Here is a 12860-nt window from a genome sequence, read left to right as displayed (position 1 = left end):
ACGGACGAGGAGCAGGTCGAGATGAGCCCCCAGCAGCAGTCGCCGTCGGTGCGGCGCGTGGCGATCGTCGGCGGAGCACGCATCCCCTTCGCTCGCTCCGACGGCCCCTACGCCACCGCCTCCAACCAGCAGATGCTCACCGCCGCCCTGGACGGCCTTGTCGAGCGGTACGGACTCCAGGAACCCGGCGCGGTCGGCGAGTTCGTCGCCGGAGCGGTCCTCAAGCACAGCCGCGACTTCAACCTCGCCCGCGAAACCGTCCTCGGCTCCAAGCTCCACCCCCGCACCCCCGCCTACGACGTCCAGCAGGCCTGCGGCACCGGACTCCAGGCCGTCATCGCCGCCGCCAACAAGATCGCCCTCGGCCAGACCGACGCGGCGATCGCGGGCGGCGCCGACACGGCGAGCGACGCACCCCTGGGCGTCAACGACTCCCTGCGCCGCATCCTGCTTCAGGCCCGCCGGGCGAAGTCGCTGAGCGGCCGCGTGAAGGCCCTGGCGCAGGTGCGCCCCGGCCACCTCGTCCCCGACATCCCGCGCAACGCCGAGCCGCGCACCGGACTGTCCATGGGCGAACACGCCGCCGTCACCGCCCGCGCCTGGGGCATCGGACGCCAGGCGCAGGACGACCTCGCGGCGACCAGTCACCAGCGGCTGGCGGCGGCGTACGAACGCGGCTTCTTCCAGGACCTGGTGATCCCCTTCCGTGGGCTCGCCCGCGACCAGAACCTGCGCCCCGGCTCCACGGCCGGGAAACTCGCCTCCCTGAAGCCGGTGTTCGGCCTCGACCACCCCGAACCGACCATGACGGCGGGCAACTCGACCCCGCTGACGGACGGTGCGGCGACCGTGCTGCTGGCGAGCGAGGACTGGGCCCGGGAACGCGGCCTGGAGCCGCTGGCGTACCTCACCGCCCACGAGACGGCCGCCGTCGACTTCGTCGGCGGCGATGTCGCCGACGGCGAGGACGGACTGCTCATGGCACCGGCGTACGCGGTCCCGCGCATGCTGGAGCGGGCCGGACTGGGCCTGGACGACTTCGACCTCGTCGAGATCCACGAGGCCTTCGCCTCCCAGGTGCTGGCGACGCTCGCCGCCTGGGAGAAGCGGGGCCTCGGCACGGTGGACCGCGCCCGGCTGAACGTCACCGGTTCCTCCCTCGCCACCGGCCACCCCTTCGCCGCCACCGGCGCCCGGATCGTGGCCACCCTGGCCAAGCTCCTCGCCGAACGGGACGCGCCCGCCCGCGGACTGATCTCCGTCTGCGCGGCCGGCGGGCAGGGGGTGACGGCCGTTCTGGAACGCGCCTGAGAGGGGAGCGTCGTACCAGGCAGGGGGTGGCCGTCGGCCTGGAGCGGGCCTGACAGGGGAACGCCGTACCAGGCAGGGGGTGGTGACCGCCGTCCCGGAGCGCGCCCGAGAGGGGAACGCCGTACCGAACCTGAGAGACCCTCACGTAACCCCCGGGAATGCACAGGCCTGGCCCCGGACCATCCCCGAACCCGCACAACCCCGCCACGTGAGCGCCGTACGATCCCGTTCCTACCGCCAGTAACCCCTTTCTGGGGGTTCAGCCGGTTGAGCGCCTCGGCGTGCGAGGCACGTACGTCATGCAGCAAGCAGTCCTTCGCTGCACGCCCCAGGAGCCGCCCGTGTCCACTGCGTATCCCTCCTCCGCCTACGGCGACTTGTACGGAGGGCCGGTCCTGGTCGAACCCGAGGTACGGCGCCTGGACGGGGCCGTCCGGGAGGCGTCCGTACCGCCGCTGGCGCCTCCGTGGAGCCACGGCTCGCTCGCCGACCTGCCGTTCGACAACGCGAGCGCGAACCCGGAGGCCGTGGCGCTCAGCCGCAAGGACGCCGACGGGCGCTGGAGCGACGTCACGGCGGCCGAGTTCGCCGGGCAGGTCATGGCCGTCGCGAAGGGGCTGATCGCCGAGGGCCTGATGCCCGGCGACCGCGTCGCCGTCATGGCCCGCACGATCTACGAGTGGACGGTCCTGGACTTCGCGGCCTGGGCGGCCGGACTGGTCACCGTCCCCGTCTACCCCACGTCCTCCGTCTTCCAGGCCCGCTGGATCCTGCAGGACTCCGGCGCGGTCGCCCTGGTCACCGAGACCGCCGCGCAGGCCGCCGCCCTCGGCCCGGAGCGCGAACGCCTCCCCGACCTCCAGCACCTGTGGGTCGTGGAGAAGGGACACGTCGACCGGCTCGCGGAGACCGGGGCGCACCTGACCGACCAGGAGGTCGAGGTGCGGCGCGGCATGCTCGGCCCCGGCACCCTCGCCACCCTCATCTACACCTCGGGCACCACCGGCCGCCCCAAGGGCTGCGCGCTCACCCACGGCAACTTCTTCGCCGAGGTCGACAACGCGATCGAGCTGCTCTACCCCGTCTTCCGGGCGAAGACCGACGAAGAGGCCTCGGTCCTGCTGTTCCTGCCGATGTCCCACGTCTTCGGCCGCATGGTGGCCATCGCCTGCGTCCGCGCCCGCGTCCGGCTGGGCCACGCCCCGAGCATCAAGGCCGACCACCTGCTCCCCGACCTCGCGAGCTTCCGGCCGACCTGTCTGCTGGCCATCCCGTACATGCTGGAGAAGGTCTTCAACTCGGCCCGCGCCAAGGCCGAGGCGGGCGGCCGGGTCACGTCGTTCGACCGTGCGGTGGCGGTGGCCCAGCGCTACGGAGAGGCGATGGAGGCCCGCCAGACGGGCACCGGCCCCGGCCCCACCCGCGCCCTCAGGACCGCCCGGGCCTTCTACGACCCGCTGGTCTACCGCCGCATCCGCAGCGCCATGGGCGGCAGGGTCCGTTACGCCATCTGCGGCGGCTCACCGCTCGGCCGCCGCCTCTCCGCGTTCTACGCCGGCGCCGGCATCGAGATCTTCGAGGGCTACGGCCTCACCGAGACCACGGGCGCGTCCACCGTCACCCCGCCCCTGAAACCCCGCCTGGGCACGGTCGGCTGGCCCCTGCCCGGCACCCGCGTCCGCATCGCCGCCGACGGGGAGATCCTGGTCGCCGGCGACCACGTCCTGCGCGGCTACTGGGACCCGCAGGCGGGCGGTGTCGTCCCCGCCGCCCCCGACGGCTGGCTCGCCACCGGCGACATCGGCGAACTGGACGACGAGGGCTACCTGACGATCACCGGCCGCAAGAAGGAACTCCTGATCACCGCGGGCGGCAAGAGCGTCGCCCCGGCCCCGCTGGAGAACTGGCTGCGCTCCCACCCGCTGATCTCCCAGTGCCTCGTCCTGGGCGACGGCCGCCCCTTCGTCTCGGCCCTGATCACCCTCGACCCGGAGGGCATCACCCACTGGCGCCAGATGAACGGCAAACACCCCGTACCGCCCCCGCTCCTCGTCGACGACGAGGACCTGCGCGCCGTCCTGCAGCGCGCGATCGACGACGCCAACAAGATGGTCTCCCGCCCCGAGTCCATCCGCCGCTTCGTCATCCTCCCCGAGGACTTCACCGAGGCGTCCGGCCTCCTCACCCCGTCGATGAAGCTCCGCCGCGAGGCCGTCCTGCGCGCGTACGCGAAGGAGGTGGAGAGCCTGTACACGCGGTAAGGCACCTTTGCGATCTCTTCACCTTTGCGATCTCTTCACACGTGGTTCTTGACGAGGCAAGGCGTCTGCCCGTTGGCTTTTGACCAACTCGTCACGATGCTCCACCTTCGGAAGGCACCACCAGTGAAAGCGCGTCACCCCCGCCGGTCAGCTGTGCGCCCCGCCGCCCTAGCCCTGGCGGTCTCCCTTTCGGCCCTGTCCCTCACCGCCTGCGGCGACGGCGAAAGTGACGACAGCGCCCCGAAGAAGGGCAACGACATCACGGTGGGCCTGCTGCTGCCCGACCGGGACACGGCACGCTTCGAGAAGTTCGACTACCCGCTGATCAAGCAGGAGGTCGCCTCCCTCACGGAGAACAAGGGCAAGGTCCGCTACGCCAACGCCGAGGCCAGCGTCTCCAGACAGAGCCGGCAGTTCCAGCAGATGATCGACGACAAGGTGGACGTCATCCTCGTCGACGCGCTGAACTCCAAGACCATCGCCACGGACGTGCAGAGGGCCAAGGACGCCGGCATCCCGGTCATCGCCTACGACCGGCTCGCCGAGGGCCCCATCGACGCCTACGTCTCCCACGACAACGAACTCGTCGGCCAGGTGCAGGGCCGCGCCATCGTCGGGGAACTCGGCGACAAGGCCGAGAAGAGCAAGGTCGTCATGATGAACGGCGACCCGGCCGACCCCAACACGGCCCGGTTCAAGGACGGTGCGCTGAGCGAGCTCCAGGGAGCCGTCGACATCGTCGAGCAGTACGACACCAAGGATTGGAAGCCCGCCACCGCCAAGGCGAACATGGAGAAGGCGATCCAGGCCGTCGGGCTGAACAACATCGCCGCCGTCTACTCGGCCAACGACGGCATGGCGGGCGCCGTCATCGAGGCGCTGCAGGAGGCGGGCGCCACCACCATGCCGCCCGTGACCGGGCAGGACGCCAACCTCGACGCGGTGCAGCGGGTCGTGTCCGGGGAGCAGTACATGACCGTGTACAAGTCCTTCCTGCTGGAGGCGACGAACGCCGCGAAGATCGCGGTCGCCAAGGTCCAGGACCGCTCGATCGAGTTCGCCGCCCTGACCCGCGAGACGGTCGACAGCCCGACCGAGGAGAACATCCCGGCGATGCTGGTGCCGGTGGTCGCCCTGACCCGGGACAACATCAAGGAGACGGTGATCACGGACGGCGTGTACACCGTGAAGGACATCTGCACCGCGAAGTACAAGGCGGACTGCCAGGCCATCGGGCTCGAGTAGCGGACGCGCGGCGGGTGTCGCACGGGGGCTTGACTTCACAAGACCCCCGCGCGACATTCCCCACCCCTTTCGCGTTCTCGTCGGGTGGAGCGGCCATGACCACAAGCACGCACTCCGCAGGCACTCCCGCGGCCCCGTCCCGCAGACGACTGCTGGCCGGGGCCGCCGGGGCCGGGCTGGCGGTCGCCGCAGGAGTCCAACAGGGCGCCAGAGCAGCCGACTTACCCCCACTCGGTACGTACGACGTCGTCGTCATCGGCTCCGGAGCGGCCGGGATGACGGCCGCGCTGACCGCCGCCAGGCAGGGCCTGAGCTGCCTCGTGGTGGAGAAGGCACCGGTCTTCGGCGGCTCCACGGCCCGCTCCGGCGCCGGGATCTGGATCCCGAACAACCCGGTGATCCTGGCCGCCGGTGTCCCGGACACCCCCGCGAAGGCCGCCGCCTACCTCGCCGCCGTCGTCGGCCCGGACGTGCCCGCCGACCGGCAGCGCGCCTTCCTCACCCACGGCCCGGCGGCGCTCTCCCTCGTCATGGCCCACAGCCCCCTGCGCTTCCGCTGGATGGAGGGCTACAGCGACTACTACCCCGAGCTGCCCGGCGGCCTCCCCAACGGCCGCTCCATAGAGCCCGACCAGCTCGACGGCAACGTCCTGGGGTCCGAACTGGCCCGCCTGAACCCGCCGTACATGGACGTGCCCGCCGGCATGGTCGTCTTCAGCACCGACTACAAGTGGCTCGCCCTGGCCGCGGTGAACGCCCGGGGCGCCGCCGTCGCCGCACAGTGCCTCGCGCGGGGCACGAAGGCGGCCCTGCTCGGCCAGAAACCGCTGACGATGGGCCAGGCCCTGGCCACCGGCCTGCGCGCCGGACTGCGTTCCGCGGGCGTACCGGTGTGGCTGAACACGCCTCTGACGGACCTGTATGTCGAGAACGGCACGGTCGCCGGTGCCGTCGTCACCCGCGACGGCGCCCCCGGGCTGGTCCGTGCCCGCCGGGGCGTGATCGTCGGCTCCGGCGGCTTCGAGCACAACGCGGCGATGCGGGACCGCTTCCAGCGGCAGCCCATCGGCACGCAGTGGACGGTCGGGGCGAAGGAGAACACCGGCGACGGCATCCGGGCGGGGGAGCGGCTCGGGGCGGCGCTCGACCTGATGGACGACGCGTGGTGGGGTCCGGCGATCCCGCTCCCCGGCGGGCCGTACTTCTGTCTCGCCGAGCGCACGCTCCCCGGCGGCCTGCTGATCAACGGCTCTGGACGGCGCTTCGTCAACGAGGCAGCCCCCTATAGCGACGTCGTCCACACCATGTACGACGTCCACGACACCGACCCGGCCATCCCCTCCTGGCTGATCACCGACCAGAACTACCGCAACCGGTACCTCTTCAAGGACGTCCTGCCGGCCCTGCCCTTCCCGCAGGACTGGTACGACTCCGGCGCGGCCCACAAGGCCTGGACCCTCGACGCACTCGCCGCCTCCATCGGCGTCCCCGCGGCGGCCCTGCGCACCACGGTCGACCGCTTCAACTCCCACGCCCTGCGCGGCGAGGACCCCGACCACGGCCGCGGCGACAGCGCCTACGACCACTACTACACGGACCCCTCCGTCCTCCCCGACTCCTGCCTGGCCCCCCTCCGGCTCCCCCCGTACCACGCCTTCCGCATCGTCCCCGGCGACCTGGGCACGAAGGGCGGTATGCGGACGGACGCCCGGGCCCGGGTGCTGCGCGCGGACGGCTCGGTGATCCGGGGCCTGTACGCGGCGGGCAACGCGAGCGCGGCGGTCATGGGCCGCAGTTACGCGGGGGCGGGCTCGACCATCGGGCCGGCGATGACGTTCGGGTACATCGCGGGGATGGACGCTGCGGGGGTGCTTTAGGGGTGCTTTAGGGGTGCTTTAGGGGTGCTTTAGGGGTGCTTTAGGGGTGCTTTTAGGGGTGAGGGCTGTTTTAGGGGTGTTTCAGAGGGTGTAGGGGTGCTTCAGGAGGGAGCGGGCGGGGTGGGAGCCGGGCGGTCGCGGGGACCGCTCGGTGTCGTGTGGGGCAGCGGTGACGTGCTATGCGGTTGTCTTCCGGGGCTTCCGGGCCGCGGGGCAGGCCTGGGGGGCGGCGGTGATGCGCTATGCGGTTGTCTTCCGGGGCTTCCGCGCCACAAGGTACGCCAGGGGGACCGGCTCGCCCCGGTCCTCGTCGGGTTCCCTCGTCATCCGGGCGCGGACGGCGAAGCCGGCGGCTTCCAGCAGGGCGGCCATGTGCTCCGGCCGGCGCCGGCGGAAGTCCAGGGCCACCCGGTGCCCCCAGGCCTCCTCGTAGCGGCGGGGTTCCTCGCCGGACTGGAAGCCGAGGAGCAGGTGGCCGCCGGGGCGCAGCACGCGGTGGAGGCCGGCGAAGAGGCCGGGCAGGTGGTCCAGGGGGGTGTGGATGATCGAGTACCAGCACACGGCCCCGTCGAGCGAGCCGTCCGGGAGGTCCAGCTCCAGCATCGAGCCCTGCTCGAACCGCAGGCCCGGGTTCTCACGGCGGGCGATCGCGAGCATCGACTCCGACAGATCCAGGCCGAACACCGACAGCCCCCGGGACGCCAGGAGCGCCGTCACCCGCCCGGGCCCGCACCCCAGGTCGGCGACTTCGCCTCCGGCACCGACGAGCTCCGCGAACCCGTTCAGCAGCATCTGGTCCAGTGGTGCGAGCGGGTCACTGAAGTGAACGGCGTAGTCCTCGGCGACGGTGTCGTAGAAGTGCCGGGTCTCGCTCAGAAAGTCGGCATCGCTCATGCCGCGAGACCATACTGCGGGGGAGCCGTGCTGCGGGGGCAGGAGCCGTACTGCGAAGACGGGAGACCCTGCTGCGGGGAGGGGGGACGCCTGCGCCCTCCCGCGGCCGGATCTGTGCCCTCTGGTCCCCTCGGCCCCTGGTCCCCCCTGCCCCCTCTGGTCCCCTCTGCCTTTCGGAAGAGGGCACGTGTCACGCCCCCTGGTCGTCTCCCGTGGCCCCGTCTCCCCGGCCCGCGCGTGCCTGCCCGACCCCTATCCCCGCCCCCGTCCCGACCGCCGTCCCGAACCCGACGCCCAGGGCGAGCCCCAGGCCGATGTTGTCGAAGACGGTCATTCCGAGCACGAGCCCCATGGCCGTGCCGAGGGTGAGGCCGAGGGACAGGCCGAGGGCCAGCCCTGTCGCCAGGCGCTTGTCGGCGGGGACCACGCCGCCTTCCCCACTGTTCTCCGGGTCTATCCGCATCCGCTCATCGTCCCATGGCCGGAACTCGCCGGGACTTCGCCAGGAATTCACCGGGCGGAAGGGCCCGGAAAGGGCAGGAGCCCCGTCGCCTGGCGGCGCGGGGCTCCTTGGGTACTACTGATCAGACCGGCGTGACGTTCTCAGCCTGCGGGCCCTTCGGGCCCTGCGTGACGTCGAAAGACACCTGCTGGTTCTCCTCGAGCGAGCGGAAGCCGCTCGCGTTGATCGCGGAGTAGTGGACGAAGACGTCGGGGCCGCCGCCCTCCTGGGCGATGAAACCAAAGCCCTTTTCGGCGTTGAACCACTTCACGGTTCCGGTAGCCATAAGCCCTCCTTGGGCCCAAAAGGGTTGCCCTGCTCCAGAACCAGCAAGTGTGAAGATGAATTCCGCACAAGTGCATATGTCTGTGAATGACGAGAGCCCGCGGTCACATGCTCCGCAGGCTCTGTACTGCAAGGGAAACCAAACTGCAACTTGCGACGAGCCTAGCACGCGGGCCACCGAATGCAATAGGGGCCAAGATCACGTCACCCGAATGTTTGAACATCTCCCGCCGGCTGGCGGTGAAGCCTCCCGTGGCGGCCGGAGACGGCCCGCGGCAGCCGGGCGCGAGAGCGCAGTCCGGGGTGACCCTCCGTGGGCCGACCGGGGGCGACCACCCAGACGCAGGCACCCGATCGGGGCCCGCGCGCCGGTCCGTACGCCCCGAGGGCTAGCCTCACGATGTGGACAATCCTCGCACCCGGCCGCGCGTCGGCCACATCCAGTTCCTGAACTGCCTGCCCCTGTACTGGGGGCTCGCCAGAACGGGCACGCTCCTCGACTTCGAGCTCACCAAGGACACCCCGGAGAAGCTCAGCGAGAAGCTGGTGCAGGGCGATCTCGACATCGGTCCGATCACCCTGGTCGAGTTCCTCAAGCACGCCGACGACCTCGTGGCCTTCCCCGACATCGCCGTCGGCTGCGACGGCCCGGTCATGTCCTGCGTGATCGTCTCGCAGGTCCCCCTGGACCGGCTCGACGGCGCCCGGGTCGCCCTGGGATCGACCTCCCGCACCTCCGTCCGCCTCGCCCAGCTGCTCCTCGCCGAGCGCTACGGCGTCCAGCCGGAGTACTACGCCTGCCCGCCCGACCTGAGCCTGATGATGCGGGAGGCCGAGGCCGCCGTCCTCATCGGCGACGCGGCGCTGCGCGCGAACATGCTCGACGGGCCGCGCTTCGGCCTGGACGTGCACGACCTCGGCGCGCTGTGGAAGGAGTGGACGGGCCTGCCGTTCGTCTTCGCGGTCTGGGCGGCGCGCCGCGACTACGCGGAGCGCGAGCCGGCCATCACACGCAAGGTGCACGAGGCCTTCCTCGACTCCCGCAACCTCTCCCTGGAGGAGGTCGGCAAGGTCGCCGAACAGGCCGCCCGCTGGGAGGCCTTCGACGAGGAGACCCTCGCCCGCTACTTCACGACCCTCGACTTCCGCTTCGGCGGCCCGCAACTGGAGGCGGTCGCCGAGTTCGCCCGGCGCGTCGGCCCGACGACCGGCTTCCCGGCGGACGTGAAGGTGAACCTGCTCCAGCCGTGAGCCCGTGCCGGGTCATGTCCCGGCACTCCTCCGCTGGGAGGCGCAGGCGTGCCGGGCCCGGCAGCACCCCCGCGCCCGCGGGGACGGGGTGACGCCGTGCGGCGGCCGCTCGACGCCGACGAACCCACGGCCGCGGGGCCCTGCCGGCTGCTCGGCCGGCCGGGCACGAGCCGGCCCCGTACACCGCGACACGCAGCGCGTCGAACGTCCCTCTTACCCTGTACGGCCCGCGCTGATCGGCTTCGGGACAGGCACCTGACGGCGGTGTGCCTCACCAAGGACCGCGACGCGGGGCGACCGTGAGCGCCGCCCTTTCCGGTGCGGTACCCGCCGCTCGCCTCGGCACCTGGGAGGGCCAGGGCAGCGTCGACGGCAGGCTGCCACTCGGCACGTTCCGGATCACGGTCGAACGGGCTCCGTCGGACACGAGTTGGGCCGTCTCCGCCAGACCGGCCAGATCGGCGGCGTGTGCGTCGACGTACTGACCCTGAAGGAGGTGACGAAGAAAGATCTCGTCGGGACCCGGTCGGCGCGAAATCCAACCACAGCGGGCCGCGGCCGCGGAGCCCGGCAGCATCAGGCAGCCGAACAGGCGCTCCCGAGACTGGTCTTCGCTCGACGGACGGACAGCGGCCGCCCTGGCCGGTGCTCGTAACGCAGGGCCGCCCCGGCCGCCTTTCTCCGCTTCGGTTTCGCCGAACTCCCGCCCATGGCCCCTAACTCTCACCCTGGTCAGGCACTTACTACTGTGTCTGCGATAGCGAACAACATCAGATATAACAAGCGCACCACAACGCGTGCCACGGGGAAGGCCCATCATGGAGACGCTGCAACCGGACGATCCGACGGATTTGGGCACTTACCGTCTCCTGCGAAGACTCGGTGCCGGCGGCATGGGCCGCGTCTACCTGGCCCGTTCGCCCGGTGGCCGGACCGTCGCAGTGAAGGTCGTACGTCAGGACCTGGCAGCAGACGGCGAATTCCGCGACCGCTTCCGGTACGAGGTCGAGATAGCCAAGGCGGTCTCCGGCCGCTTCACCGCCCCCGTCGTGGATGCCGACCCGGACGGGCCGCTGCCGTGGCTGGCGACGTCGTACGTGCTCGGTCCGGATCTCACGGATGTGGTCGCTGCGCACGGTGCGTTGCCGGAGCGGACCGTGCGGGCACTGGCTGCAGGCCTCGCCGCTGCTCTCCAGGAGGTTCACGCAGCGGGGTTGATCCACCGCGACCTGAAACCGTCGAACGTCCTGCTGGCAGCGGACGGTCCGCGCGTCATCGACTTCGGGATCGCACGTGCGGTGGACGGAAACCGCATGACTCAGACGGGAGTCGTGGTCGGCTCACCCGGATACATGTCACCGGAGCAGGCGCTCGGTAAGGATGTCGGCACGCCGGGAGACGTCTTCTCGCTGGGTGCCGTGCTCGCGTTTGCGGCGACCGGCAGAGGCACGTTCGGTCACGGAGCCGTCTCGCATGCCTCGTTGCTCTATCAGGTCGTGCATGGCGAGCCTGATCTGGAGGGTGTCCCGCAGCAGTTGGTGGGCCTCGTCCGCGCATGTCTTGCGAAGGACCCGACGCATCGACCTGCGCCGTCGGAGATCGTGACGGCACTGGCACCCCAGGGCGTCGAGGGTGTGCTCAGCGACTGGCTGCCGTCGGCAGTGGCATCGACGATCGCCACGCATGCGGCCGGAATACTGGACTTGGAGGCACCGCAGCAGACTCAGACCCCGGTCGCCGCGTCCTTCGGGCCCGCACCGGTGATGGCGGGTGGGACACCGGAGTCAGCGAGCACGCCGACGCCTGGGTACGGCTATCCACACTCCTCTGGGCATGGCGGCACCCCTGCGGCTGCCTATGGCACCCCGATGCCCGGCTGCGCCACACCGCCGGGCGACACATCCACTCCGGGACACGGGACGACCGCGCCAGCCCTCGCCACCGCCGCTCCTTCCCGCCGCCGCGTCCTCGGTCTTGCGCTCGGCGGTGCCGCCGCTGTGGCTGTGGCAGGCGGTGGCGCCGCTTGGTGGCTCGGCCAGGACGGTGACCCCTCTGGCACAACGACCGGCACGAGTGGGGCCGGCGGTTCCGCACAGCCCGTCGAGGAGAACTTCACCACCCCGCCGCCCGGAGTCGCCCCCCAGCCGCTGTGGCACGAGCAGGCGGCGGAGGACAGCACCACCACGGATGTACCGCTCCTCATCCATGATGGCCTGCTCCTGGTCAGCGGCGACCCTCTGGTGGCCTACGACGTGAAGAGCGGTAAGACCCGCTGGTCGAAGCCCGACGTCTGCGCCCCCGGCTCCCAGCTCCTGTTCCATGACGGCAAGGTGTTCCTGACCGATGGCGGCATCGAGGGCGTCCTCGTCGCGCGCGATGTGAAGACCGGCGACGAGGTGTGGCGCAGCCGCCTCGGCGAGAAGCTCCGCGTCGAGGGCACCATCGCCATCGACGACAGGAACGTGTACGTCACAGCGACCGACTTCGGCCAAGCCGCGAGTGCCACCAAGTACCGTACGGCGGTCGCTGCCATCAGCCATAGCACAGGCGAGAAGGTGTGGCTGCAGCACCGCGACTGGGGCACGAAGGACTACGACGTCCAAGGCACCGTCTCCGGCAAGTACCTCGTCTACACGGACTCCAACTACAACCTCACCGTGCGCGACACCGCGACCGGCGACCAGTTGTGGACCCAGAAGATCGGCGATGACTGGGCCTGGCAGCCGACCGTCGCGAACGGCCTCGTCTTCCTGCCCGGCGAGAAGCTGACGGCGGTCGACGCGGAGACTGGCAGGACCCGCTGGACGCTCTCCCCCAAGGGACGCCGCGGCTTCAACAACCCTGCCGTCATCGACGGCGTGCTGTATGTCAGCGACTACGACCGCGGCGTATGGGCCGTCGACATCAAGAGCGTCAAGCGGCTCTGGCTGTGCGAGGACCAGGACCGTGGCGGGCCGGAGACCTTCGTGAAGGTCGGCACGACGCTGTACTGCGCCTCCGGCCCCCTGTCGGGAGGTGTCATCGCCCTTGCGGCCAAGACCGGCAAGGTGCGGTGGACCTGGACCGACGACAAGGACTCCGGAGCCCCGTGGCAGATTGCCCCCGCCGGGAACCGGCTGTTGGTGACGAACGGGCCGGAGATATACGCGATGCCGGCAGTCTGACACCGGGGCGCTGGGAGCGAGACCGGGGGCTGCCATAGTCTCCGTTAGCTGAAGTTAACGAACGTGGCCA

General features: G+C 70.8%; 9 protein-coding genes. 6 read left to right on the top strand and 3 right to left on the bottom strand.

All coding sequences use genetic code 11. The features are described 5' to 3' along the window. Window positions 1–21 precede the first annotated feature (21 nt). The 4 genes from ACZ5TL_RS36995 to kstD all read left to right on the top strand — a co-directional run bounded on the left by ACZ5TL_RS36995 (window position 22) and on the right by kstD (window position 6694). The gene (locus ACZ5TL_RS36995) at window positions 22–1311 is read left to right on the top strand and encodes an acetyl-CoA C-acetyltransferase (RefSeq protein ID WP_468595181.1); all 1290 of its coding nucleotides are present in this window, start codon (window positions 22–24) and stop codon (window positions 1309–1311) included. A 341-nt stretch (window positions 1312–1652) separates the two neighbouring features. Continuing rightward, window positions 1653–3572, top strand: a complete 1920-nt coding sequence (locus tag ACZ5TL_RS36990) for an AMP-dependent synthetase/ligase (RefSeq protein ID WP_468595180.1) — start codon at window positions 1653–1655, stop codon at window positions 3570–3572. 123 nt (window positions 3573–3695) lie between these two features. Next, complete coding sequence (locus ACZ5TL_RS36985; protein WP_468595179.1) at window positions 3696–4817, top strand: sugar ABC transporter substrate-binding protein; 1122 nt, start codon at window positions 3696–3698, stop codon at window positions 4815–4817. Between the two features lie 95 nt (window positions 4818–4912). Beyond that, the gene (gene kstD / locus ACZ5TL_RS36980) at window positions 4913–6694 is read left to right on the top strand and encodes a 3-oxosteroid 1-dehydrogenase (protein ID WP_468595178.1); all 1782 of its coding nucleotides are present in this window, start codon (window positions 4913–4915) and stop codon (window positions 6692–6694) included. A 240-nt stretch (window positions 6695–6934) separates the two neighbouring features. On the opposite strand, the gene ACZ5TL_RS36975 is transcribed toward kstD, so the two are convergent. From ACZ5TL_RS36975 to ACZ5TL_RS36965, 3 genes are all read right to left on the bottom strand, one after another. Continuing rightward, window positions 6935–7588, bottom strand: a complete 654-nt coding sequence (locus ACZ5TL_RS36975; RefSeq protein ID WP_468595177.1) for a class I SAM-dependent DNA methyltransferase — start codon at window positions 7586–7588, stop codon at window positions 6935–6937. A gap of 190 nt (window positions 7589–7778) precedes the next feature. Continuing rightward, complete coding sequence (locus ACZ5TL_RS36970) at window positions 7779–8051, bottom strand: glycine zipper domain-containing protein (protein ID WP_468595176.1); 273 nt, start codon at window positions 8049–8051, stop codon at window positions 7779–7781. Window positions 8052–8172: 121 nt separating this feature from the next. Next, window positions 8173–8376 (bottom strand): cold-shock protein, encoded by a 204-nt coding sequence (locus ACZ5TL_RS36965; RefSeq protein ID WP_003992177.1) that lies wholly within the window; start codon window positions 8374–8376, stop codon window positions 8173–8175. A 401-nt stretch (window positions 8377–8777) separates the two neighbouring features. Here ACZ5TL_RS36965 and ACZ5TL_RS36960 point away from each other — a divergent pair, with 401 nt between their 5' ends. Continuing rightward, window positions 8778–9626: a menaquinone biosynthetic enzyme MqnA/MqnD family protein gene (locus tag ACZ5TL_RS36960; RefSeq protein ID WP_468595175.1), complete on the top strand. Its 849-nt coding sequence runs from the start codon at window positions 8778–8780 to the stop codon at window positions 9624–9626. 818 nt (window positions 9627–10444) lie between these two features. After that, entirely contained in the window at window positions 10445–12790 is a 2346-nt protein-coding gene (locus ACZ5TL_RS36955) for a protein kinase domain-containing protein (RefSeq protein WP_468595174.1), read from the top strand. The last annotated feature ends 70 nt before the right edge of the window (window positions 12791–12860 follow it).

The sequence above is a fragment of the Streptomyces sp. NPDC033136 genome, assembly GCF_055578235.1.
This window is presented reverse-complemented; position numbering and strand designations above follow the sequence as displayed.

What these genes read in the sequence shown, in the direction of transcription:
- ACZ5TL_RS36995 (WP_468595181.1), top strand. Translation starts at nt 22, where the DNA reads ATGAGCCCCCAGCAGCAGTCGCCGTCGGTGCGGCGCGTGGCGATCGTC.
- kstD (WP_468595178.1), top strand. Translation starts at nt 4,913, where the DNA reads ATGACCACAAGCACGCACTCCGCAGGCACTCCCGCGGCCCCGTCCCGC.
- ACZ5TL_RS36975 (WP_468595177.1), bottom strand. Translation starts at nt 7,588, where the DNA reads ATGAGCGATGCCGACTTTCTGAGCGAGACCCGGCACTTCTACGACACC.
- ACZ5TL_RS36970 (WP_468595176.1), bottom strand. Translation starts at nt 8,051, where the DNA reads ATGCGGATAGACCCGGAGAACAGTGGGGAAGGCGGCGTGGTCCCCGCC.
- ACZ5TL_RS36965 (WP_003992177.1), bottom strand. Translation starts at nt 8,376, where the DNA reads ATGGCTACCGGAACCGTGAAGTGGTTCAACGCCGAAAAGGGCTTTGGT.
- ACZ5TL_RS36955 (WP_468595174.1), top strand. Translation starts at nt 10,445, where the DNA reads ATGGAGACGCTGCAACCGGACGATCCGACGGATTTGGGCACTTACCGT.